General features: G+C 39.6%; 18 protein-coding genes and 1 pseudogene. 9 read left to right on the top strand and 10 right to left on the bottom strand.

All coding sequences use genetic code 11. From position 1 onward, the window contains the following. Positions 1–25: 25 nt before the first annotated feature. The gene (locus I6852_RS01535) at positions 26–1,675 is read right to left on the bottom strand and encodes an L-lactate permease (RefSeq protein ID WP_197291505.1); all 1,650 of its coding nucleotides are present in this window, start codon (positions 1,673–1,675) and stop codon (positions 26–28) included. Positions 1,676–1,894: 219 nt separating this feature from the next. Here I6852_RS01535 and I6852_RS01530 point away from each other — a divergent pair, with 219 nt between their 5' ends. From I6852_RS01530 to I6852_RS01515, 4 genes are read left to right on the top strand one after another with little or no spacing between them, the layout of a single operon-like run. Further along, positions 1,895–2,623 (top strand): (Fe-S)-binding protein, encoded by a 729-nt coding sequence (locus tag I6852_RS01530; RefSeq protein WP_000867258.1) that lies wholly within the window; start codon positions 1,895–1,897, stop codon positions 2,621–2,623. A gap of 28 nt (positions 2,624–2,651) precedes the next feature. Continuing rightward, the gene (locus I6852_RS01525; protein WP_078291507.1) at positions 2,652–4,097 is read left to right on the top strand and encodes a LutB/LldF family L-lactate oxidation iron-sulfur protein; all 1,446 of its coding nucleotides are present in this window, start codon (positions 2,652–2,654) and stop codon (positions 4,095–4,097) included. Further along, the gene (locus I6852_RS01520; protein WP_197291506.1) at positions 4,090–4,725 is read left to right on the top strand and encodes a LutC/YkgG family protein; all 636 of its coding nucleotides are present in this window, start codon (positions 4,090–4,092) and stop codon (positions 4,723–4,725) included. The genes I6852_RS01525 and I6852_RS01520 overlap by 8 nt, the downstream gene beginning before the upstream one ends. 9 nt (positions 4,726–4,734) lie before the next feature. Then, positions 4,735–5,193: a peroxiredoxin gene (locus I6852_RS01515; protein ID WP_197291507.1), complete on the top strand. Its 459-nt coding sequence runs from the start codon at positions 4,735–4,737 to the stop codon at positions 5,191–5,193. Between the two features lie 230 nt (positions 5,194–5,423). Here I6852_RS01515 and I6852_RS08090 read toward each other — a convergent pair whose 3' ends face one another. Together I6852_RS08090 and I6852_RS01510 are read right to left on the bottom strand one after the other, a co-directional pair. Further along, complete coding sequence (locus tag I6852_RS08090) at positions 5,424–5,558, bottom strand: HP0135 family lipoprotein (RefSeq protein WP_001222899.1); 135 nt, start codon at positions 5,556–5,558, stop codon at positions 5,424–5,426. Between the two features lie 289 nt (positions 5,559–5,847). Further along, the gene (locus I6852_RS01510; RefSeq protein WP_197291508.1) at positions 5,848–7,197 is read right to left on the bottom strand and encodes a class II 3-deoxy-7-phosphoheptulonate synthase; all 1,350 of its coding nucleotides are present in this window, start codon (positions 7,195–7,197) and stop codon (positions 5,848–5,850) included. A gap of 181 nt (positions 7,198–7,378) precedes the next feature. On the opposite strand from I6852_RS01510, the gene I6852_RS01505 reads away from it, so the two are divergent. Both I6852_RS01505 and I6852_RS01500 read left to right on the top strand, forming a co-directional pair. Then, positions 7,379–8,620 carry a serine/threonine transporter gene (locus tag I6852_RS01505; protein WP_197291509.1) on the top strand — a complete coding sequence of 414 codons (1,242 nt, stop codon included), beginning with the start codon at positions 7,379–7,381 and terminating at the stop codon, positions 8,618–8,620. Beyond that, the gene (locus I6852_RS01500; RefSeq protein WP_197291510.1) at positions 8,620–9,987 is read left to right on the top strand and encodes an L-serine ammonia-lyase; all 1,368 of its coding nucleotides are present in this window, start codon (positions 8,620–8,622) and stop codon (positions 9,985–9,987) included. Before I6852_RS01505 ends, I6852_RS01500 begins: the two co-directional genes overlap by 1 nt. Before the next feature lie 639 nt (positions 9,988–10,626). On the opposite strand, the gene I6852_RS01495 is transcribed toward I6852_RS01500, so the two are convergent. Continuing rightward, positions 10,627–11,487: a hypothetical protein gene (locus tag I6852_RS01495; RefSeq protein ID WP_197291511.1), complete on the bottom strand. Its 861-nt coding sequence runs from the start codon at positions 11,485–11,487 to the stop codon at positions 10,627–10,629. Here I6852_RS01495 and I6852_RS08260 point away from each other — a divergent pair. Beyond that, positions 11,411–11,605 (top strand): annotated as a pseudogene (locus tag I6852_RS08260) (hypothetical protein). The gene I6852_RS01495 and the pseudogene I6852_RS08260 overlap by 77 nt on opposite strands. Positions 11,606–11,897: 292 nt before the next feature. Here the strand turns inward: I6852_RS08260 and I6852_RS01490 are convergent. The 6 genes from I6852_RS01490 to thrS form a co-directional block, all read right to left on the bottom strand. Next, complete coding sequence (locus tag I6852_RS01490; RefSeq protein ID WP_197291512.1) at positions 11,898–12,323, bottom strand: DUF1104 domain-containing protein; 426 nt, start codon at positions 12,321–12,323, stop codon at positions 11,898–11,900. A 346-nt stretch (positions 12,324–12,669) separates the two neighbouring features. Further along, positions 12,670–13,530, bottom strand: coding sequence for an outer membrane protein (locus I6852_RS01485; protein ID WP_197291513.1), 861 nt, complete (start codon positions 13,528–13,530; stop codon positions 12,670–12,672). Between the two features lie 197 nt (positions 13,531–13,727). Then, positions 13,728–14,078, bottom strand: coding sequence for a 50S ribosomal protein L20 (rplT, locus tag I6852_RS01480; RefSeq protein WP_001264175.1), 351 nt, complete (start codon positions 14,076–14,078; stop codon positions 13,728–13,730). Positions 14,079–14,172: 94 nt separating this feature from the next. After that, positions 14,173–14,367 carry a 50S ribosomal protein L35 gene (rpmI, locus tag I6852_RS01475; protein ID WP_001125542.1) on the bottom strand — a complete coding sequence of 65 codons (195 nt, stop codon included), beginning with the start codon at positions 14,365–14,367 and terminating at the stop codon, positions 14,173–14,175. Then, positions 14,348–14,959: a translation initiation factor IF-3 gene (gene infC / locus I6852_RS01470; RefSeq protein WP_079357311.1), complete on the bottom strand. Its 612-nt coding sequence runs from the start codon at positions 14,957–14,959 to the stop codon at positions 14,348–14,350. The genes rpmI and infC overlap by 20 nt, the downstream gene beginning before the upstream one ends. Continuing rightward, positions 14,956–16,794 carry a threonine--tRNA ligase gene (thrS, locus tag I6852_RS01465; RefSeq protein WP_197291514.1) on the bottom strand — a complete coding sequence of 613 codons (1,839 nt, stop codon included), beginning with the start codon at positions 16,792–16,794 and terminating at the stop codon, positions 14,956–14,958. The genes infC and thrS overlap by 4 nt, the downstream gene beginning before the upstream one ends. A 361-nt stretch (positions 16,795–17,155) precedes the next feature. On the opposite strand from thrS, the gene ppsA reads away from it, so the two are divergent. Together ppsA and I6852_RS01455 are read left to right on the top strand one after the other, a co-directional pair. Further along, positions 17,156–19,588 (top strand): pyruvate, water dikinase, encoded by a 2,433-nt coding sequence (gene ppsA, locus I6852_RS01460; RefSeq protein ID WP_097692544.1) that lies wholly within the window; start codon positions 17,156–17,158, stop codon positions 19,586–19,588. A 98-nt stretch (positions 19,589–19,686) separates the two neighbouring features. Then, positions 19,687–20,468, top strand: a 782-nt coding sequence (locus tag I6852_RS01455; protein ID WP_197291515.1) for a DUF874 family protein, incomplete at its 3' end; no start/stop codon positions are given.

Here is a 20,468-nt window from a genome sequence, read left to right as displayed (position 1 = left end):
CTCTTACTCCCCTAAACCCCCTCCATTAAGTAGGAGTAACTGGAATAATAAAGGGGAAGACATAAGCAATAAGAGTGAAGACAATCCCCATAATGATTGCCAAAGCGATAGAGTATTTTACTGTAAATCTGAACAATTCGCTCTCTTTCCCCACTAACCCCACCGCTGCGCAAGCGATAGCGATACTTTGAGGGCTTATCATTTTGCCCACAACGCCCCCTGAAGTGTTGGCCGCTAAAAAAAGCACTTCAGGCAAGCCAAGCTGTGTAGCGATGAGCATTTGTAAAGATCCAAATAAAAGATTAGAACTCGTATCGCTTCCGGTTAAAAACACCCCAAGCCAGCCTACCACAGGCGAAAAGAAAGTGAAAACATGCCCGGTATCCGCTAACGCTAAAGCGAGCGTAGCGCTCATGCCGCTATAATTAGCCACATACGCGAACGCTAAAACCACGCCAATGGTTAAAATCGGCAAACGCATTTCTTTTAAAGTGGCCCCAAACACCCCTATCGCATCGCTGATTTTCACGCGCAACAAAAACACGCTTAAAAGGGCGGCTAAAAAAATGGAAGTGCCTGTCGTTAGAATCAAAGGGAATTTAAACACGACAGGAAAGCTTTTCGCTTCAGTGACAATGGGAGCGGTTTTAAAAATCTTTTGACTGATAGAATTGAATTCAAACGCAAAGCTAGAAAACGCCAAAGCCCCACCTTCTTTAAAGAGCGCTTTAAACCAGGGTTGCGTCCATATAATAATCGTAATCGTGAGCAACACAAAAGGCATCCACGCCACAACCACCTTACAAATATGGTGTTTTTCTGTGTTCATCGTGGGTTCTTTGCCGTTGCTGGTAAAAATGCGTTTGGGCTGCCAGAATTTTAAAAATAAAGTGGTAGCAATCAATGACACTAAAGCTGAAATAATATCCGGAAGCTGTGGCCCCAAATAATTAGAGCTTAAAAATTGCGCGATAGCGAAGCTAAAGCCCGTAACGGCCACTGCAGGAAAAGTCTCTCTAATCCCTCTAAAACCATCCATTAAAAACACGATGAAAAAAGGAATACCAATGGAAAAAATGGGTAACACCCTACCCACCATTTGAGAAATCTCCAATTCAGGGATACCCACCACGCTAGCCATTGCCGTAATAGGAATGCCCACCGCGCCAAAAGCTACAGGAGCGGTGTTAGCGATCAGGCATAATCCGGCAGCGTATAAGGGGTTTAGCCCAAGGCCGACTAAAATCGCCGCTGTGATCGCTACCGGGCCTCCAAAACCGATCGCTCCTTCTAAAAACGAGCCAAAACAAAAGCCAATCAAAATCACTAAAATCCGGTGATCTGGCGTCAAGCTTAAAATGCTTTCTTTTAAAATTTCAAAATACCCGGATTTCACTGAAAGGTTGTAAAGAAAAATCGCAGCGATCACAATCCATGCGATCGGCCACAAGCCATAAAGAAAGCCGTAGAAAAAACTCGCGCTCACCATTTGAACAGGCATTTTATACACAAATAACGCAATAAGGATTGAAAGCGCTAAGCTTAAAAACCCAGCGCTATACCCTTTAAGTTTAAAGACAATAAGAGAGATAAAAAAGAGCGCAATAGGCGAAAGTGCGACTAAAGCGCTCAGCCAAATATGGCCTAATGGGTCATAGACTTGATAAAATTCCATCAATTTTCCTTGAATAATTAAAAGTATTTTTCTATCTTACTTAAAAGAAAAAACTAATTTTAAGTAGCATTTAATATTAAGTCAAATTTAATGGGTTTGTGGTTTATTTTAGTAACAATGTTTGAGCGAGTGGGTTTATCAACTTGTGGTTACAATCTTACTAATTTTGAGTATTATATTGTGTTTGAAACTCTTAATTTGGAATTTAAGGAGCCTTCTTTGAAAGTCAATTTCTTTGCTACTTGTCTAGGAGCAGCCATATACAGCAACGCATCGCTTAACGCTATCAAATTACTCCGTAAGGAAAATTTGGAAGTGGTTTTTAAAAAAGACCAGACATGTTGCGGCCAGCCAAGCTACAACTCAGGATACTATGAAGAGACAAAAAAAGTCGTTTTATACAATATCAAACTTTATTCCAATAACGACTACCCTATTATTTTGCCTAGTGGTTCATGCACAGGAATGATGCGGCATGATTATTTGGAATTGTTTGAAGGGCATGCGGAATTTAACATGGTTAAAGATTTTTGCTCTAGGGTGTATGAATTGAGCGAGTTTTTGGATAAAAAATTGCAAGTCAAATATGAAGATAAGGGCGAACCCCTTAAAATCACATGGCATTCTAATTGCCATGCCTTAAGGGTGGCTAAAGTGATTGACTCGGCGAAAAACCTCATCAGACAGCTTAAAAACGTGGAACTCATTGAATTGGAAAAAGAAGAAGAATGCTGCGGGTTTGGGGGGACTTTTTCAGTTAAAGAGCCTGAAATTTCAGCGGTTATGGTTAAAGAAAAGATTAAAGACATAGAAAGCCGTCAGGTGGATGTGATCGTTTCAGCGGATGCGGGGTGTTTGATGAATATCAGCACCGCTATGCAAAAAATGGGCTCTTTGACAAAACCCATGCATTTTTATGACTTTTTAGCCTCAAGGCTTGGGCTTTAACATTAAAGAATTGTTTTAAGGAATAATCATGGAAAAATATCATAGCGACCAAGAATACGAAGAAATCATCACCGACCAATTAGGCGATATGCAATTAAGAGAAAATTTGCGTTCTGCCATGGATACCTTACGGGCTAATCGTAAGAATCTCCTTAAAAATCGTTACAGCGAATGGGAAAATTTAAGGGAATTAGGCAAAGAAGTCAAGCTTAAGATTTTATCCAGGCTTGATGAGTATTTGGAATTGTTTGAAAAAAACGCCACTCAAAACGGCTTTAAAATCCATTACGCTAAAGACGGCGATGAAGCTAATGAAATCATTTACAACCTCGCTAAAGAAAAAAATATCAAGCGCATTTTGAAGCAAAAATCCATGGCGAGCGAAGAAATTGGCTTGAACCATTACTTGAAAGAAAAGGGCATTCAAGCGCAAGAAACGGATTTGGGCGAATTGATTATCCAACTCATCAATGAACACCCTGTGCATATTGTCGTGCCAGCTATCCATAAAAACCGCAAGCAAATCGGTAAGATTTTTGAAGAAAAACTCAACGCCGCTTATGAAGAAGAGCCTGAAAAGCTTAATGCGATCGCCAGAAAGCACATGCGCAAAGAATTTGAAAGCTTTAAAATGGGGATTAGTGGGGTTAATTTCGCTATCGCTAATGAGGGAGCGATCTGGTTAGTGGAAAATGAAGGCAATGGCAGAATGAGCACCACCGCATGCGATGTGCATGTCGCAATTTGTGGGATTGAAAAATTAGTAGAAAGCTTTGATGATGCGGCGATTTTAAACAATTTACTCGCCCCAAGCGCGGTGGGTGTGCCTATCACTTGCTATCAAAACATCATCACAGGCCCCAGAAAAGAGGGCGATTTAGACGGCCCTAAAGAAGCCCACATCATTTTATTAGACAACAACCGCTCTAATATTTTGGCTGATGAAAAGTATTACCGCGCTCTTTCATGCATCCGTTGCGGGACTTGTTTGAACCACTGCCCTGTGTATGATAAAATCGGTGGGCATGCCTATCTTTCTACTTATCCTGGCCCTATAGGCGTGGTGGTATCCCCCCAACTCTTTGGCTTGAATAATTACGGGCATATCCCTAATTTGTGCAGCCTTTGTGGGCGTTGCACTGAAGTATGCCCTGTAGAAATCCCTTTAGCGGAACTCATCAGAGATTTACGATCGGATAAAGTGGGCGAGGGCAGGGGCGTGGTCAAGGGGGCTAAAAGCACCCAACACAGCGGGATGGAAAAATTCTCTATGAAAATGTTTGCCAAAATGGCAAGCGATGGGGCCAAGTGGCGTTTCCAATTGAAAATGGCTCAATTTTTCTCGCCTTTAGGCAAGCTTTTAGCCCCCATACTGCCTTTAGTCAAAGAGTGGGCGAGCGTGAGAACCTTACCCAATATGGACACGAGTTTGCATGCCAAAGTCCAGCACTTAGAAGGGGTGATTTATGAGTAAAGAGCTTATTTTAAAGCGCATTAAAGAAGCCAAAGCCAAGCATGCCATTAAGGGAGCAAACCCTATTTATAGAAATATCATTAAAGTGGAGTTTGAAGACTTGGTGGAAGAATACAAGCATTTTCAAATATTGAATAAAGCCGAAGTCATTGAAAGCACTAAAGAGAATTTAGAGCAAGCCATTTTAAAGGCTTTAGAAAATTTTCAAAGCAAAAAAGTCTTACACTCTACGGATTTAAATTTGAATTTTGAAGCGTTTAAGGATTTCACTTTACAGCCCTATGACAAAGAAATTGAAGCGATGCGTGAAGAATTGTTTGAGATTGATACGGCTTTATTGCATGGGGTTTGTGGGATTTCAAGCTTGGGCATGATTGGGGCGGTTTCTTCGCATGCAAGCCCGCGATTGCTTTCGCTCATCACCCTTAATTGCATTATTTTATTGAAGAAAGAATCCATTGTGCGCAACTTGAGTGAAGGCGTGCAAGCTTTAAAAAATCAAAGCCAAAACGGCGCATTACCCACAAACATGCTCCTTATTGGCGGGCCTAGCCGGACAGCCGACATTGAATTGAAAACCGTTTTTGGGGTGCATGGGCCTCAAAAAGTCGCTGTCATTCTCTATTAAAGGATAAGAATGGAAAAATTAGAAGTGGGGCAATTAGCCCCTGATTTTAGATTGAAAAACAGCGATGGCGTAGAGATTTCTTTAAAAGATTTGCTCCATAAAAAAGTGGTGTTGTATTTCTACCCTAAAGACAACACCCCCGGATGCACCTTAGAAGCCAAAGACTTTAGCGCTCTGTTTAGCGAATTTGAAAAGAAAAACGCTGTTGTCGTGGGCGTAAGCCCTGATAATTCTCAATCGCATCAAAAATTTATCAGCCAATGCTCTTTGAATGTGATCTTGCTCTGCGATGAAGATAAAAAAGTGGCCAATTTTTACAAAGCTTATGGCAAACGCATGCTTTATGGGAAGGAGCATTTGGGGATTATCCGCTCCACTTTCATTATCAACACGCAAGGCGTTTTAGAAAAATGCTTCTACAATGTCAAAGCGAAAGGGCATGCTCAAAAGGTTTTAGAGAGTTTGTAATTTCGCTCTCAAGCCTTTTAATCCTCAAACTCTAAGGCTCTACTCTTTTCAAACATTGGTTGAGTCTTATTTAACAAAAACTTTTATTTTTTATGTTTACGCTAAAACTCATAAAAAATAGGGTTATTTTGCGACAATAACCCCACAAAAACGCTTTTTAAAACACTATTTAATAAAATCAAGCCCTTTTAATTTGATGGTAAAAAACGCTTTTTAGCTTTTTTAAATTTTTATTTTTGTTCAGGTTGCCAAATGGTCTTTTCTGAGGGGGTGCTATCGGCTTCGTTTTGCAAAATTTGTTTTTTAGTTTCATGGCAAGCCACAAACAATAACGCTAAAATTACAGCTAAAAGAGAAATTCTCATTCTAAGCTCCTTTGAATATTAAAATGCTTACGATAATTATAAAGAAAAAGAGTTAAAGATAGATTAATATTTAGCTCTGTTTTCATCAAATGTCGGCACTCAAAACCTTATTTAACCTTATTATTCTTTAATTTTTAAAACTTTATTTTATGTAAAACTCATTCTCTTAAGGGGATAACTGGGGTATTTTGAAATAACTCTCCCCCTACAACCCCCAACTAAATCCCCCTATAAAACGCATTAGAAGAAACGATCGCTTGACTAAAGCCTCTTATTATTTTGATTTCAATCAAGCGCGTTGTTTTTTGAGCATGTCAGCGATTAAGAAAGCGAGCTCTAGGGCTTGGGTGGCGTTTAGTCTTGGATCGCATTGCGTATAGTAATGGCAGCTCAAACCCTCTTCGGTGATCGCTTGCGAGCCACCGATACATTCTGTAACATTTTCTCCTGTCATTTCCAAATGAACCCCTGAAGCTAAACTCCCTTCAGCCCTATGGATTTCAAAAAAGCTTTTCACTTCATCTAATACGCTATCAAAAGCCCTTGTTTTAACCCCCAAACTGGTTTTAACCGTGTTGCCATGCATGGGATCAATGCTCCATAAAATATGGCGTTTTTCTTTCAACACCCCTTGTAAAAGCTTAGGCAAACGCTCTTTAATCATTTTAGAACCCATGCGCACGATCAAATTCAAACGCCCCTTAATGTTATGCGGGTTTAAAACATCGCACAATTCTAACACTTCGCTCACGCTCGCATTAGGCCCGATTTTCACGCCAATAGGGTTACAAACCCCCCTTAAAAACTCCACATGCGCGCCTTTAGGGTCTCTTGTCCTTTCGCCAATCCATAGCATGTGCGCGGAGCAATCATAAAACTGGTTAGTCAAACTATCCTTACGCACCAACGGCTCTTCATAATGGAGCAGTAACGCTTCGTGGCTGGTGTAAAATTCCACTTCCCTAAGGATAGGCGTTCGCTCTATCTCCACCCCGCATGCTCGCATGAACCCTAAAGCTTGCGTGATCCGATCAGCGATTTGCTGGTATTTCTGTGCGAAATCGTTATTTTTGACAAAATCCAAATTGAAACGATGCACTTGTTCCAAATCCGCTAACCCGCCTTGAGCAAAAGCTCTGATAAGGTTTAAAGTCGCTACGCTTTGATGGTAAGCTTTAAGCATCCTTTCAGGCTTTGGCTCTCTTTCTTTTTTGGAAATCCCATTGATAATATCCCCCCTATAGCTTAGCACTTCTTCATCATCCAGTATTTCAGTCGCATTGGAGCGAGGCTTGGCAAATTGCCCGGCAATGCGCCCCACTTTCACGATCGGTATAGAGCCAGCAAAAGTGAGAACGATCGCCATTTGCATCATCACTTTAAACATGTCCCTAATTCGGTTAGCGCTAAATTGAGAAAACGACTCCGCGCAATCGCCCCCTTGCAACAAAAACGCTTTATTGTCAATGACTTGGGCTAATCGCTCTTGCAAATTCCTCGCTTCGCCAGCAAACACTAAGGGAGGGTAGGAGTGCAATTCTTTTTTGACCCTTTCTAATTCTTGCTTATCTTTATAAGTGGGGTGTTGCTCTATCTTAAAAGAATGCCATGAAGTGGGCGACCAATTTGTGTTTGACATTTCTATAATCCTTTATTAATCTTTTTTTAAGCGTTATTATAGCTTGTGCGGGTTAAATCGTGGATTTTAGAAAATAAATGCGCGCCCAAAACCACCCCTTAATCTCAAAAAACCCCAATCATAAAAAGCTTTATGCTACAATGAAAACTCTTTAACACGATTAAAAGGGCGGTTTAATAGCATGACACAAGAAAAAGCGGTTATAAGAGATCCTAAAAAACTCAACGCGTTTGATTTGCGTTGGATAGCGTCTTTATTTGGCACGGCGGTTGGGGCTGGGATTTTATTTTTGCCTATTAGAGCCGGTGGGCATGGGGTATGGGCTATTGTGGTGATGAGCGCGATCATCTTCCCTTTAACTTATCTAGGGCATAGAGCTTTAGCTTATTTCATAGGATCTAAAGATCAAGAAGACATTACCATGGTCGTTCGCTCTCATTTTGGCGCTCAATGGGGTTTTCTTATCACTTTGCTTTATTTCTTTGCGATTTATCCTATTTGCTTGGCTTATGGGGTGGGTATCACTAATGTGTTTGATCATTTTTTCACTAACCAGTTGCATTTAGCGTCTTTTCATCGGGGCTTACTGGCTGTAGCGTTAGTCTCTTTAATGATGTTAGTGATGGTTTTTAACGCTACGATTGTGACGCGCATTTGCAACGCTTTGGTGTATCCTTTATGCTTGATTTTATTGCTTTTTTCTTTGTATCTTATCCCTTATTGGCAAGGCGCTAACCTTTTTGTGGTGCCGAGTTTTAAAGAATTTGTGCTAGCGATTTGGCTAACCTTACCGGTGCTTGTGTTTTCGTTCAACCATAGCCCCATTATTTCAACCTTCACCCAAAACGTGGGAAAAGAATACGGCGCTTTCAAAGAGTATAAACTCAATCAAATTGAATTAGGGACATCGCTGATGCTTTTAGGGTTTGTGATGTTTTTTGTGTTTTCGTGCGTCATGTGCTTGAATACTGATGATTTTGTGAAAGCAAGGGAGCAAAATATCCCCATTTTAAGCTATTTTGCTAACACTTTAAACAACCCTTTAATCAACTATGCGGGGCCTGTGGTGGCTTTTCTAGCGATTTTTTCATCTTTTTTTGGGCATTATTATGGGGCTAAGGAGGGTTTAGAAGGCATTATTATTCAAAGTTTAAAATTGAAAAAAGCTTCTAAAACCTTGAGCGTTAGCGTAACGATTTTTTTATGGCTGACTATCACGCTGGTGGCTTATATTAACCCTAATATCTTGGATTTTATTGAAAATTTAGGTGGCCCCATTATTGCGCTCATTCTGTTTGTGATGCCTATGATAGCTTTTTATAGCATTTCTAGTTTGAAGCGTTTTAGAAACTTTAAAGTGGATATTTTTGTGTTTGTTTTTGGGAGCTTGACGGCTTTGAGCGTGTTTTTAGGACTATTTTAATGGCTAGTTTTTCTATTTTATCCATTTTTAAAATCGGCGTGGGCCCTAGCTCTTCACACACTATAGGGCCTATGGAAGCTGGAGCGAGATTTTGCGGGTTGTTAAAAGGCGTTTTAGAGCAGGTTGAACGCGTTCAAATCACCTTGCATGGCTCATTAGCTTTAACCGGTAAAGGGCATTTGAGCGATGAGGCGGTTTTAATTGGCTTGCATGGCATTTATGCTAACGAATTGGAGGTAACAACCAAAAAAGCCTTATTGCATGAAGCGCTTGAGAACAAAGTTTTAAAACTCGCTAACCAACGCAACATTCAATTTGATTATTCTAAAGATTTGATTTTTGACAACAAACCTTTAGCCAGGCACCAAAACGCTCTCATTCTAAAAGCTTTTAACGCTAAAAATGAGGTTTTAAAAGAAGAGACTTATTATTCTGTTGGCGGAGGGTTTGTTTATACTGAAAAAGAATTAGACAACTTATCTAAAGAGGGTGAAAATGAAAGCATTGCCTATGATTTTTCAAGCGCTAAAGAGTTGCTAGAATTATGCCAAAAACACCAAAAAAGCATCGCTGAAATCGTGCGTTTGAGAGAAAACGCCCTCAAAAACCACCCTGATGCAACGATGACTAAAATCTATCATGCGATGCTTGAGTGTTATCATAATGGGGCTAATTCTAAAGAAAGGTATCTGCCTGGTTCTTTGAAAGTAACACGATTAGCCCCAAGCATTAAAACGCGTTTAGAAAAACACCCCACAAGCGGGAAAGATCCCTTAGCGTTGATTGATTACATTTCGCTTTACGCTCGCGCCATTGCTGAAGAAAACGCCAGCGGAGGCAAGGTGGTAACCGCCCCTACTAATGGAGCGTGCGCGGTGGTGCCAAGCGTGCTTTTATACGCTAAAAACCATTTGTTTGAAAATTTATCGCAAAAGGCTATCAATGATTTTTTACTCACCAGCGCGGCGATTGGCTATCTTTACAAGAAAAACGCTTCCTTGAGCGGCGCAGAAGCGGGGTGTCAGGCTGAAATTGGTGTGGCAAGCTCTATGGCTGCGGGGGGGTTAGCCCATTTGTGCCAAGCGACCACGCAACAGGTTTTAATCGCTAGCGAAATCGCTATGGAGCACCATTTAGGATTGACATGCGATCCGGTGGGGGGCTTGGTGCAAATCCCTTGCATTGAACGCAATGTTTTAGGGGCGATCAAAGCGATTAGCGCTTCTAAACTGGCTTTAGAAGATGAATACAAGCCTAAAGTGAGCCTAGATGAAGTGATCGCTACGATGTATGCAACCGGAAAAGACATGAATGAAAAATACAAAGAAACTTCGTTAGGGGGGTTAGCCAAAACCTTAAAATGCTAAGGGTTAAAATAAACCTTTAGGGGTTTTAAGTTCAAAATAAAAGGCTTTGTTTTTTATCAAATACCAATAGCCTTGTCCAACTTTAATATTCTTCAAAAATTTTTAAACATAGGGTTTTAAAGCGTTATTACATCGTTTTGGATTCCATTTTGTAGTAAAAAGTTTATTCAAGCTCATAAGGGGATAGGAGGCCTTTTGAAATCATTCCCCTAACCCCCCTTTTAAAAATCCCTCCTAACCCCCTAAGAGCGCGTTATGAGGAACTATCACTCGCTTTTCGCAAGCTTTTTTTAAATGTGAAAAATACTCAAAGAAATCAATTTGATTACCAATACCCCACTAAAATAAAACCAAAAATTTTCACATGCTTTTATATGAAATGCGTTGGAATGTCTTAAAGTTATTTTATCATGGCTCTATCCGTCATTATGTTTCAAAGATTTTTGCGTAACAAAAGAGCTAATCATTAAGCGTAAAAAGAGCTGAAAAGTTTAAAAACTTTAAAAAAGCAGTGGTTTTTAAAAGAGATAGTCCTAACCAGTAGGACACAGAGCTTAGCGATAGAGAGCCATAAAGCCTAAAAAGGAGTGCTTAAGAGATTTGTTGAAAGCCCCCTAAAAAAGTAGGCTAACTATTTTGCTATTTTTCAGACTTACTAGAGTCGCTAATTTGTTTTTCAAACTCTTGTTGCAAGGCCTGTTGTTGCCTTTCTTTCTTTGAAAGGTGGCGTTTTTTCTTGGGCTTTTTTTCCTTTTTTGAAGAAGCCTCTGGCTCTTTTGAAGCTGTTTCTTTGAGTGCGTTAGCATTGGTCGTAGAATCTAGATCCGAATTAGAAGCGTTCTGTGTCCTCTTAGAAGAACTTATAAATTCAGGGCTATCAGTATGGTTTTGAAGCTCCCCACTGCCCCTCTTTTGAAACGCTGCTTTGGTGTCTTTCTCAGCTTGTTCTTCCATTTTTTTAAGAACGATTGCATCCACTTTTCTAGCCTTTTCTTTTTGGCTCACCCTAACCATGCTGATCAAGTATTTGATATACCCATCATACATATCCCCAAACTGCTCATGCAAAGCCCCAAAATCCGAGCCTTTGTAAAGCCAGTTGAACAAAGGGAGTGAAAGCTCTGTCCCTAAGTCTTTAAGCACATGCTTATAAAACTTTTCTCTGTCATTCACCACAAAAGAAACCTTACCATTCCTATGCTCATAATAACAAATCTTTTGATCCACACAACTTTCCAAACTCCCCTTAAAGAAAGCTCCAAAAGCAGATAAGTCGCCCTTACTCATCTTGGTTTCAGAATACTGGTTAAAATTCTTCACGCGCTCTTTTTCTAAATCAACCATGCTCTTTAAAACTCTCTTGCGGTCTTTTTTCACATTCCCTGTGGAGCTTTCAGAAAACATAACATTGGGATCAACTGTAGTGTTAATAGTGGCAGAATCCGTTTCTGCTCTCAACAAAAAAGTCGTAGCCGCTAAAAAAAATAAAATCCGTTTCACACCAAACTCCTAATTAATATATAACCGCAACAAAAATAGATACTGTTCTTCATAAAAGCTCTCTTTTGAAATATTCTTCTATTGATAAAAAAACCACCTAGAATTCAAGCTGTTTTAGCCGTCTTAAAATACAGACTTTCAAAGGGTCTTTACTATTGGGTATGATACTATAAATATCCAAAAAATACAAACACTCCAAAAACTTTAACTCTAAAAATTGGCATGCCTTTCACAGCTAAAGGGTTTTAAGAGTAGCAAAGCCCACCCACCAAGCAAGTAGCCCCTATTTTAAGTGCCCAAACGCTATGACAGAATTATAACAAAAAAAACGCCTTATACCCCCATAGCCAAAAGCTAGGGGCTTACGGCGTGGTTTCACAAAAATCAAAAAAGTTAGCACACCTTAAGCGTTAATGCTTATGATGGCTTGGTTTTTTCCCTTTTTTTCTCTCATGATCATGAAAAGGGCCTTCGCATGCGCAATCATGCAAATCCAACCCTTCTTCACGATACTCTTTCATGGTCATTGTTTTCTTTTTGTTGGCAATCACTTCAAGAATTTCTTTTTTACGCTTGTTGCGATCTTCTTGGCTTAAAGAAGCTAAATTCTTATCCATCGCTTTCTTAAAATCCGCTTTATAACTTTTACGATCTTCTTCTTTCATCACTGCTAATCGCTTATTGACTTCCGCGCGAAACTCCGGAACTTCGCTAGGAGCAACTTTCCCTGCTTGCTCTAATAGTTGCTTATCATCCATGCTCTTAAAATCACTCGCATTCAAAAAAAGCCCAAAAAAAGTCCCTGTAAATAATAAAGAAAACGCCAATTTTTTCATCAAATGCTCCCAATTCAAAAATAAAAGACAAATTCTATCATCTGATTGATTAAAGATAACTTACAGCGCTTTAATAGCCAATTGATTTTTAGATTTTATGATCAGCGCTCCATTAAAACAGCTAACCTATATTCCCTATTATTATTTCAAAAACAATTAATCCATTTTTGATTTTTCAAAGAATTGTTTGTGTGCTGTTGTTGGTAAGTTCAATTGCTTGTAAGGATTGTGCTTTAATTTTTGTGCCGTATTGATTTTTTAAAGCCTTTGATACAAGAAAATCATAAAAGGCTATAAAGAGCAAAAGCCCTTTTCTATGCCCCCATAAGATTAGCCCTAAAACACCTTAAAAGCTTACAATGTAACGCCAATAAAAGGCATAGGGGCGGTGAAAGGTGAATCTATAAGTAGTCCCTTCAGGCACATTATCCGCACTAGCGGTATAGTAATTGTTGCGGATGGTTTGGATTTTCAAGCCAATTTCAAAACCTTGGTGTTTAGTGCCTAAGCGGATCCCGCCATTCACTAAGACCTGGAAATTTGATGGGTGGAAACTCCCTTGGTATTCATCAGCCAAGTCCTTAAAATAATAGTTTGTTGGACCCCAAGAGGTGCCACCAATCGCAACGCCCAAGAAAAACCCAAAATGCAAGTTCTCACGATTGAAAATAGCCGGGTTAAACAACACATCCGTGCCAGCCCCATAGCCAAACATGAAACTTTGAGAACCCTTGCGAGCGTCTCTCATGCCATAATCATTATAAGTGTAATACTTATAATAAGAGCTTGCAAAATCAAAGAATCCGTAATAACGCATTCCAAATTGCGGGGATTTCTTAAAAAAATGCTTATACCCTACAACAAACCCAAAACCATTGATAGCGTATTGTTGGTTGCTCAAGCCCTTATACCCACGAGTCCCTAGAGCACCATGGGTAAGCCCTCCTGTGGGGTTTGACGCTGTGGGCATGTTGGGCGTGTTAGAGCCATAAGCCCCACTTTGATTACCATTACAATTGCCATTGGAACAATTTTGAGCGGTAGTGCTAAGCATACCCAACTGGTAATCAATCCCTATAAAAGCAGCATTTCTTTCACCTTTTTTGGTAGGGCTAGTCTTAATAGCTTTTTCTTGCTTAGGGGTCTCTGCTGACAACAAGCTTGTCATTGCTAGAGAGATAGCACCTACTATAACAGATTTCTTCATGTATTCCTTCCTTCTACATTTTCTCTATTTGAGTTCTAAATGCTACATTCTACTATAAAATTGCTTTCTTTTTGATTAAATATAGGATTGAATGAGAATAAATTGAAATAAAAATCAATTTTAGGAACTTTTTAGTAAAAATTCCTAAATCCTCTCACCTTTTTAGGCTAAAACTAAAACCTAACAGCCAATAGAGATTAAAGATGCTCTTTCACGCTCTCTAATACGCTCTTAAAGGCTTGCATGTCATTCATCGCCATGTCTGCTAAAACCTTGCGGTCTAATTCAATGTTAGCCACTTTTAGGGCATGCATGAAGCGCGAATAGCTTGTATTGTGCATTCTGCAAGCTGCATTAATCCTTACCACCCACAAACTCCTGAACTCTCTTTTCTTTTGTTTGCGATCCCTAAAGGCGTAATACATGCTCCTTTCAAGCTGTTCTTTAGCCTTTCTAAAATGCTTTCTTCTGCCACTATAAAACCCTCTAGCGAGTTTTAAGACTTTTTTATGGCGTCTTCTGCGCACAACGCCTGTTTTAACTCTCATTTCTTTACCTTTCTTTTTAAAATATTTTTAGGTGCGTTTTTCAAACGACTTTCCCTTAAATAAGGGGATTAACTCCACTTTCTAATGAGCATTCCTAAGCCCTGCAAAGCAGCGACATGACAGAATGCGCGTTAGTGTGATGCACATGTTTTGGCGCGTTTAGATTGGCTTTACGCTTAGGGCTTTTTTTAGTCAAAATATGGCTTTTAAAAGCGCTGCCACGCTTAATCAAGTTTTTTTTGACTTTAAAACGCTTAGACGCGCCGCGATTAGTCTTCATTTTTGGCATGATTTTCTCCTTTCATAAGGTTAATACGATTAAAAGGCGGGTTATTTTCTTTGGTTTTCTTTTCGTTTTTGGGGGCTTCTTTAGCCTTAGGCACAAACATCCATGAAACAAAACGCCCCTCAGTTTTTGGCTCCTTTTCAGGGTTAGCTAAATCCTCCATCATTGTTTGGATTCTTAAAAGCACATCAAGCCCAGCTTTTGAGTTTTGACTCTCCCTACCCTTTAAAACCACTTTGAATTTGACATGCTTATTGGCTTCAATAAATTCTCTCGCATGCTTGACTTTGTAGTTAATATCGTTTTGTGCGATTTGAGTGGAAAGCTTGATCTCTTTAATTTCAATTTGCTTTTGCTTTTTCTTGGCTTCCTTGATTTTCTTTTCATTTTGATAGCGGAATTTATTATAATCCATCACCTTACACACAGGGGGTTTCGCGCTCGCTGAAATCAAAACCAAATCCAAACCTAAATTTTGAGCGATTTTTAGTGCTTCTTTGGAAGAAATGATCCCATACACTTCGCCATCATCGCCCACGCAACGCACTTCTTTAAAATTAATGTCTTCGTTTAACAACACTTCGTTCCTACTCAAAAACTAACCTCTTGCATCTTAGATTCAACCATGTTTAAAAACTCCTTTAAGGGCATTTTATATTGAGCTTGTTTTTCTCTGTCTCTAATGGATAGAATTTCGGTCTCCATTTCCTCATTCCCTAAAACTAAAATCATAGGGATTTTTTGCTTTTCGGCTAAGCGCACTTTTTTATTCAAGCTGTCGTTTTTATCCAACACTTCTACAAAAATATCGCGCTTTTTTAATTCCTCTTTTAATTTCAAAGCAAAAACATGATGCTCTTCATTAATAGGAATGAGAGCGATTTGAGTGGGCGCAACAAAGAAAGGGAAATTCCCCCCAAAATGTTCGCTCAAAATCGCAATAAACCTTTCAAACGAGCCTAAAATCGCCCTGTGGATCATCACCGGCTGTTCAGCGTGATTACGCTCATTCGTGAAAGCGAGCTTGAAGCGTTCAGGCAGATTCATATCCACTTGAATCGTGCCGCACTGCCATTTACGCCTTAAAGCGTCAGTGATTTTAATGTCAATCTTAGGCCCATAGAAAGCCCCTCCCCCTTCATCAATCTTATAATCAATGCGGTGCTCTTTTAGGGCTTCTTTTAAAGCGTCAGTGGCCTTTTCCCAAACTTCATCATCGCCTATGGATTTAGTTGGTCTAGTGGATAATTCCATTTCATAGCTAAAACCAAACGCTTTCATGATTTTATGCGTGAAATCTAAAATCGCACTCACTTCGCTTTGGATCTGTTCAAAAGAGCAAAAAATATGCGCATCATCTTGGGTAAATTCCCTAACCCTTAAAAGCCCATGCAACACGCCGCTTTTTTCGTGCCGATGCACCACGCCGTATTCATAAAACCTTAAAGGCAAATCTCTGTAGCTGTGTAAAGCGCTTTGATAGACTTTAATATGCCCCACGCAATTCATAGGCTTTATGCCGTATTCTTGCTCATCAATCGTGGTGAAATACATGTTTTCTTTATAATTGTCATAATGCCCACTGATTTTCCACACATCGCTCTTTAAAATCTCAGGGCCTTTAACCGGCTCATAGCCTCTTAAAAGTAACGCCTTACTCAATAAATCTTCAATGCGTTTTCTGAGTCTTGCCCCTTTAGGCAACCATAAGGGTAAGCCCGCCCCTATCTCATCATCAAAACTAAAAAGCCCTAGCTCCACGCCTAGCTTTCTGTGATCTCGTTTTTTCGCTTCTTCTATTTGGAAAAGATAGTCTTTTAAGCCCTCTTTGGTGGCAAAAGCGATGCCATAGATTCTAATGAGCATTTCATTGTTTTCATCGCCGCCCAAATAAGCCCCAGCCAATTTAGTGAGCTTGAAATGGTTTAAAAAACGAGTGTTTGGGAGATGCGGCCCCTTACACAAATCTTCAAACTCGCCTTGTTGGTACACGCCAAATGCATCGCCACTGATTTTACTCATCACCGCATGCTTTAATTCATCGCCCTTAAAACGCTCCAAGGCTTGCTCTCTGGTTAAAACTTCTTTAGTGATAGCGAGCTTTAATTTCGCAAATTCTTTCATTTTCGCTTCAATTTTAGGCAAATCCTCTTCGCTGATTTTTGAAGAAGTCTTAAAATCGTAATAAAACCCCTCTTCTACCACAGGGCCTACAAAAAATTTCGCGTCCGGATAAAGGGCTTTCAAGCTTTGCGCGAGCAAATGCGCGCATGAATGCCTGATCACTTCTAAAGCCAAAGGCGAATCATCAAAAAATACCGGCTCGCTCCCTTTTAACGCTTCAATCCCATCGCTCAGTCCTAAGACTTTCGCACTCTCTAAATCTATTATTTGCTCGTCTTTATAAACAGCAATCAGTTCCGCACTCATTCTTTAAAACTTATGTTTCCTTTCTTATAAACCTTAAAATTTAGCAATCTTTTGAGCCAAACCCGCATTGCACTTGCGAATCCACTTTCTCAGCTTTAGGGTCGCTCATAGGCTTTAAACACGCTTGTAAAAACACCATACAAAGCAAATTCAACAATAACCGCCTATACAAAACCACCCTTCCTATATTCAAAAATACCTAACTAACCGCCCATTATACAATAAAATCATAAACCAAAAAGAATACACCCTCTTAATTAAAAAGCTTAGTAATACAAACTAGCTTAAACTAAAGCTCTATCATGCTATCATTATTATATTTTTGTTTTAAGAGACTTAATGATAATTTTAAGGGAGTTTTGTGCGATATATCAAGTTTTTCAAAGAGTTGAACAATAAGAACGTAAATCTGGTTGGGGGCAAGAACGCTAGCATTGGTGAAATGTTTCAAGAATTAGTGCCTATTGGCATTAAAGTGCCTGATGGCTTTGCGATCACAAGCGAAGCGTATTGGTATCTTTTAGAGCAAGGGGGGGCTAAACAAAAAATCATAGAGCTTTTAGAAAATGTTGATGCCACGGAAATTGATGTGTTAAAAATCCGCTCCAAACAAATCAGAGAGCTTATTTTTGGCACGCCTTTTCCTAGCGATTTAAGAGATGAGATTTTTCAAGCTTATGAAATTTTAAGCCAGCAATACCACATGAAAGAAGCCGATGTGGCTGTAAGGAGCTCCGCTACCGCAGAAGATTTGCCGGACGCTTCTTTTGCCGGGCAGCAAGACACTTATTTAAACATTAAGGGTAAAACAGAATTGATCCACTATATCAAATCCTGTTTAGCGTCGCTTTTTACCGATAGAGCGATTAGCTATAGAGCGAGTCGTGGGTTTGATCATCTAAAAGTTGCGCTGAGCGTGGGGGTGCAAAAAATGGTGCGAGCGGATAAAGGCAGCGCGGGCGTGATGTTTTCTATTGACACTGAAACCGGTTTTAAAGACGCGGTGTTTATCACTTCAGCGTGGGGGTTAGGCGAAAATGTGGTGGGCGGCACGATAAACCCTGATGAATTTTATGTGTTTAAGCCCACTTTAGAGCAAAACAAACGCCCCATTATCAAACGGCAGCTCGGCAATAAAACGCAAAAAATGGTCTATGCCCCAAGAGGCAGCGAACACCCTACCAGAAACATTAAAACCACCAAAAAAGAATGGCAATCCTTTTCATTGAGCGATGAAGACGTGCTGATTTTAGCCAAATACGCCATTGAAATTGAAAAACATTACTCTAAAGAAGCCAAACAATACCGCCCTATGGATATAGAATGGGCCAAAGATGGCGATAGCGGGGAAATCTTTATCGTTCAAGCGCGCCCTGAAACCGTTCAAAGCCAAAAAAGTAAAGAAGAAAATCAAGTTTTTGAAAAATTCAAATTCAAAAACCCTAACGAAAAAAAAGAGATTATCTTGCAAGGCAGAGCGATTGGGAGTAAAATCGGATCAGGGAAAGTGCGCATCATCAATGATTTGGAGCATATGAATTCTTTTAAAGAGGGCGAAATTTTAGTTACCGATAACACCGACCCAGACTGGGAGCCTTGCATGAAAAAAGCGAGCGCGGTTATCACCAATCGTGGGGGGCGCACTTGCCATGCCGCTATTGTGGCTAGAGAAATTGGCGTGCCAGCTATTGTTGGGGTGAGTGGGGCGACTGATAGCCTTTATACCGGCATGGAAATCACGGTTTCTTGCGCTGAGGGCGAAGAGGGCTATGTGTATGCGGGCATTTATGAACATGAAATTGAAAGGGTGGAGCTTTCTAACATGCAAGAAACTCAAACAAAAATTTACATCAATATTGGAAACCCTGAAAAAGCTTTCAGCTTTTCTCAGCTCCCTAATCACGGCGTAGGGTTAGCCAGAATGGAAATGATTATTTTAAATCAAATCAAAGCCCACCCCTTAGCTTTAGTGGATTTGCACCACAAAAAAAGCGTGAAAGAAAAAAATGAAATTGAAAACCTTATGGCAGGCTATGCTAACCCTAAAGATTTTTTTGTGAAAAAAATCGCTGAAGGCATTGGCATGATCAGCGCAGCGTTTTACCCTAAACCTGTCATTGTAAGGACTAGCGATTTCAAATCCAATGAATACATGCGCATGCTTGGCGGCTCTAGCTATGAGCCTAATGAAGAAAACCCCATGCTTGGCTATAGGGGGGCTAGTCGGTATTATTCAGAGAGCTATAATGAAGCGTTTTCGTGGGAGTGTGAAGCCTTAGCGTTAGTGAGGGAAGAAATGGGCTTAACGAACATGAAAGTGATGATCCCCTTTTTGCGAACCATTGAGGAGGGTAAAAAAGTCCTAGAAATCTTAAGAAAAAACAATTTAGAGTCCGGTAAAAACGGGCTTGAAATTTATATCATGTGCGAATTACCGGTGAATGTCATTTTGGCTGATGATTTCTTAAGCTTGTTTGATGGCTTTTCTATTGGCTCTAATGATTTAACCCAGCTCACTTTAGGCGTGGATAGAGACAGCGAATTAGTCAGCCATGTCTTTGATGAAAGGAATGAAGCGATGCTAAAAATGTTTAAAAAAGCGATTGAAGCTTGTAAAAGGCACAACAAATATTGCGGGATTTGCGGGCAAGCCCCAAGCGATTACCCTGAAGTAACAGAGTTTTTAGTCAAAGAGGGCATCACTTCCATTTCTTTAAACCCTGATAGCGTGATCCCCACTTGGAACGCTGTAGCCAAGTTAGAAAAAGAATTGAAAGAGCATGGCTTAACTTGATAATAAATGGGTTGATCTAACTTGAGTGGGTTTTTCGTATTAGTTTCCATTGATTTAGTTTTGATGGGTAAGATTGTTTTTTGAAAAAAAGGTTGGTAATGGAATCAGTAAAAACAGGAAAAACAAATAAAGTTGGCAAAAACGCAGAGACAGCTAACACAAAGGCAAATAAAGAGACTCATTTCAAACAAGCGAGCGCCATTACAAATACACTCAGATCAATTAGTGGGTTTTTTACAAAAATCGCAAAGAAAGTTAGAGAACTTGTAAAAAAACACCCCAAGAAAAGCAATGCAGCATTAGTAGTATTGACCCATGTTGCATGCAAGAAAGCGAAAGAATTAGACGATAAAGTCCAGGATAAATCCAAACAAGCTGAAAAAGAGAATCAAATCAATTGGTGGAAATATTCAGGATTAACAATAGCGACAAGTTTATTATTAGCCGCTTGTAGCGTTGGTGATACTGATAAACAAATAGAGTTGGAACAAGAAAAGCAAAAGACAGAACAAGAACAACAGAAAACAGAACAAGAAAGACAAAAAGCAAATAGGAGTGGGATAGAGTTAGAACAAGAAAGACAGAAAACAGAACAAGAAAGACAGAATACAAATAAGAGTGAGATAGAACTCGCTAATAGTCAAATAAAAGTAGAACAAGAAAAACAAAAGACAAGCAATATAGAGACTAACAATCAAATAAAAGTAGAACAAGAACAACAAAAGACAGAACAAGAAAAACAAAAGACAAATAATACGCAAAAAGATTTGGTTACAAAAGCAGAACAAAATTGCCAAGAAAATCATAATCAATTCTTTATTAAAAAAGTGGGAATTAAGGGTGGTATTGCTATAGAAGTAGAAGCTGAATGCAAAACCCC

The sequence above is a fragment of the Helicobacter pylori genome, assembly GCF_015904775.1.
Lineage (GTDB): Bacteria > Campylobacterota > Campylobacteria > Campylobacterales > Helicobacteraceae > Helicobacter > Helicobacter pylori_DM.
This window is presented reverse-complemented; position numbering and strand designations above follow the sequence as displayed.

Excerpts from the sequence above, each read along its gene's own strand:
- I6852_RS01515 (WP_197291507.1), top strand. The coding sequence starts at position 4,735 with ATGGAAAAATTAGAAGTGGGGCAATTAGCCCCTGATTTTAGATTGAAA.
- I6852_RS01520 (WP_197291506.1), top strand. The coding sequence starts at position 4,090 with ATGAGTAAAGAGCTTATTTTAAAGCGCATTAAAGAAGCCAAAGCCAAG.
- I6852_RS01535 (WP_197291505.1), bottom strand. The coding sequence starts at position 1,675 with ATGGAATTTTATCAAGTCTATGACCCATTAGGCCATATTTGGCTGAGC.
- thrS (WP_197291514.1), bottom strand. The coding sequence starts at position 16,794 with ATGAGTGCGGAACTGATTGCTGTTTATAAAGACGAGCAAATAATAGAT.
- rpmI (WP_001125542.1), bottom strand. The coding sequence starts at position 14,367 with ATGCCAAAAATGAAGACTAATCGCGGCGCGTCTAAGCGTTTTAAAGTC.
- I6852_RS01490 (WP_197291512.1), bottom strand. The coding sequence starts at position 12,323 with ATGAAAAAATTGGCGTTTTCTTTATTATTTACAGGGACTTTTTTTGGG.
- I6852_RS01485 (WP_197291513.1), bottom strand. The coding sequence starts at position 13,530 with ATGAAGAAATCTGTTATAGTAGGTGCTATCTCTCTAGCAATGACAAGC.
- I6852_RS01505 (WP_197291509.1), top strand. The coding sequence starts at position 7,379 with ATGACACAAGAAAAAGCGGTTATAAGAGATCCTAAAAAACTCAACGCG.
- rplT (WP_001264175.1), bottom strand. The coding sequence starts at position 14,078 with ATGAGAGTTAAAACAGGCGTTGTGCGCAGAAGACGCCATAAAAAAGTC.
- I6852_RS01510 (WP_197291508.1), bottom strand. The coding sequence starts at position 7,197 with ATGTCAAACACAAATTGGTCGCCCACTTCATGGCATTCTTTTAAGATA.
- I6852_RS08090 (WP_001222899.1), bottom strand. The coding sequence starts at position 5,558 with ATGAGAATTTCTCTTTTAGCTGTAATTTTAGCGTTATTGTTTGTGGCT.
- I6852_RS01525 (WP_078291507.1), top strand. The coding sequence starts at position 2,652 with ATGGAAAAATATCATAGCGACCAAGAATACGAAGAAATCATCACCGAC.
- I6852_RS01500 (WP_197291510.1), top strand. The coding sequence starts at position 8,620 with ATGGCTAGTTTTTCTATTTTATCCATTTTTAAAATCGGCGTGGGCCCT.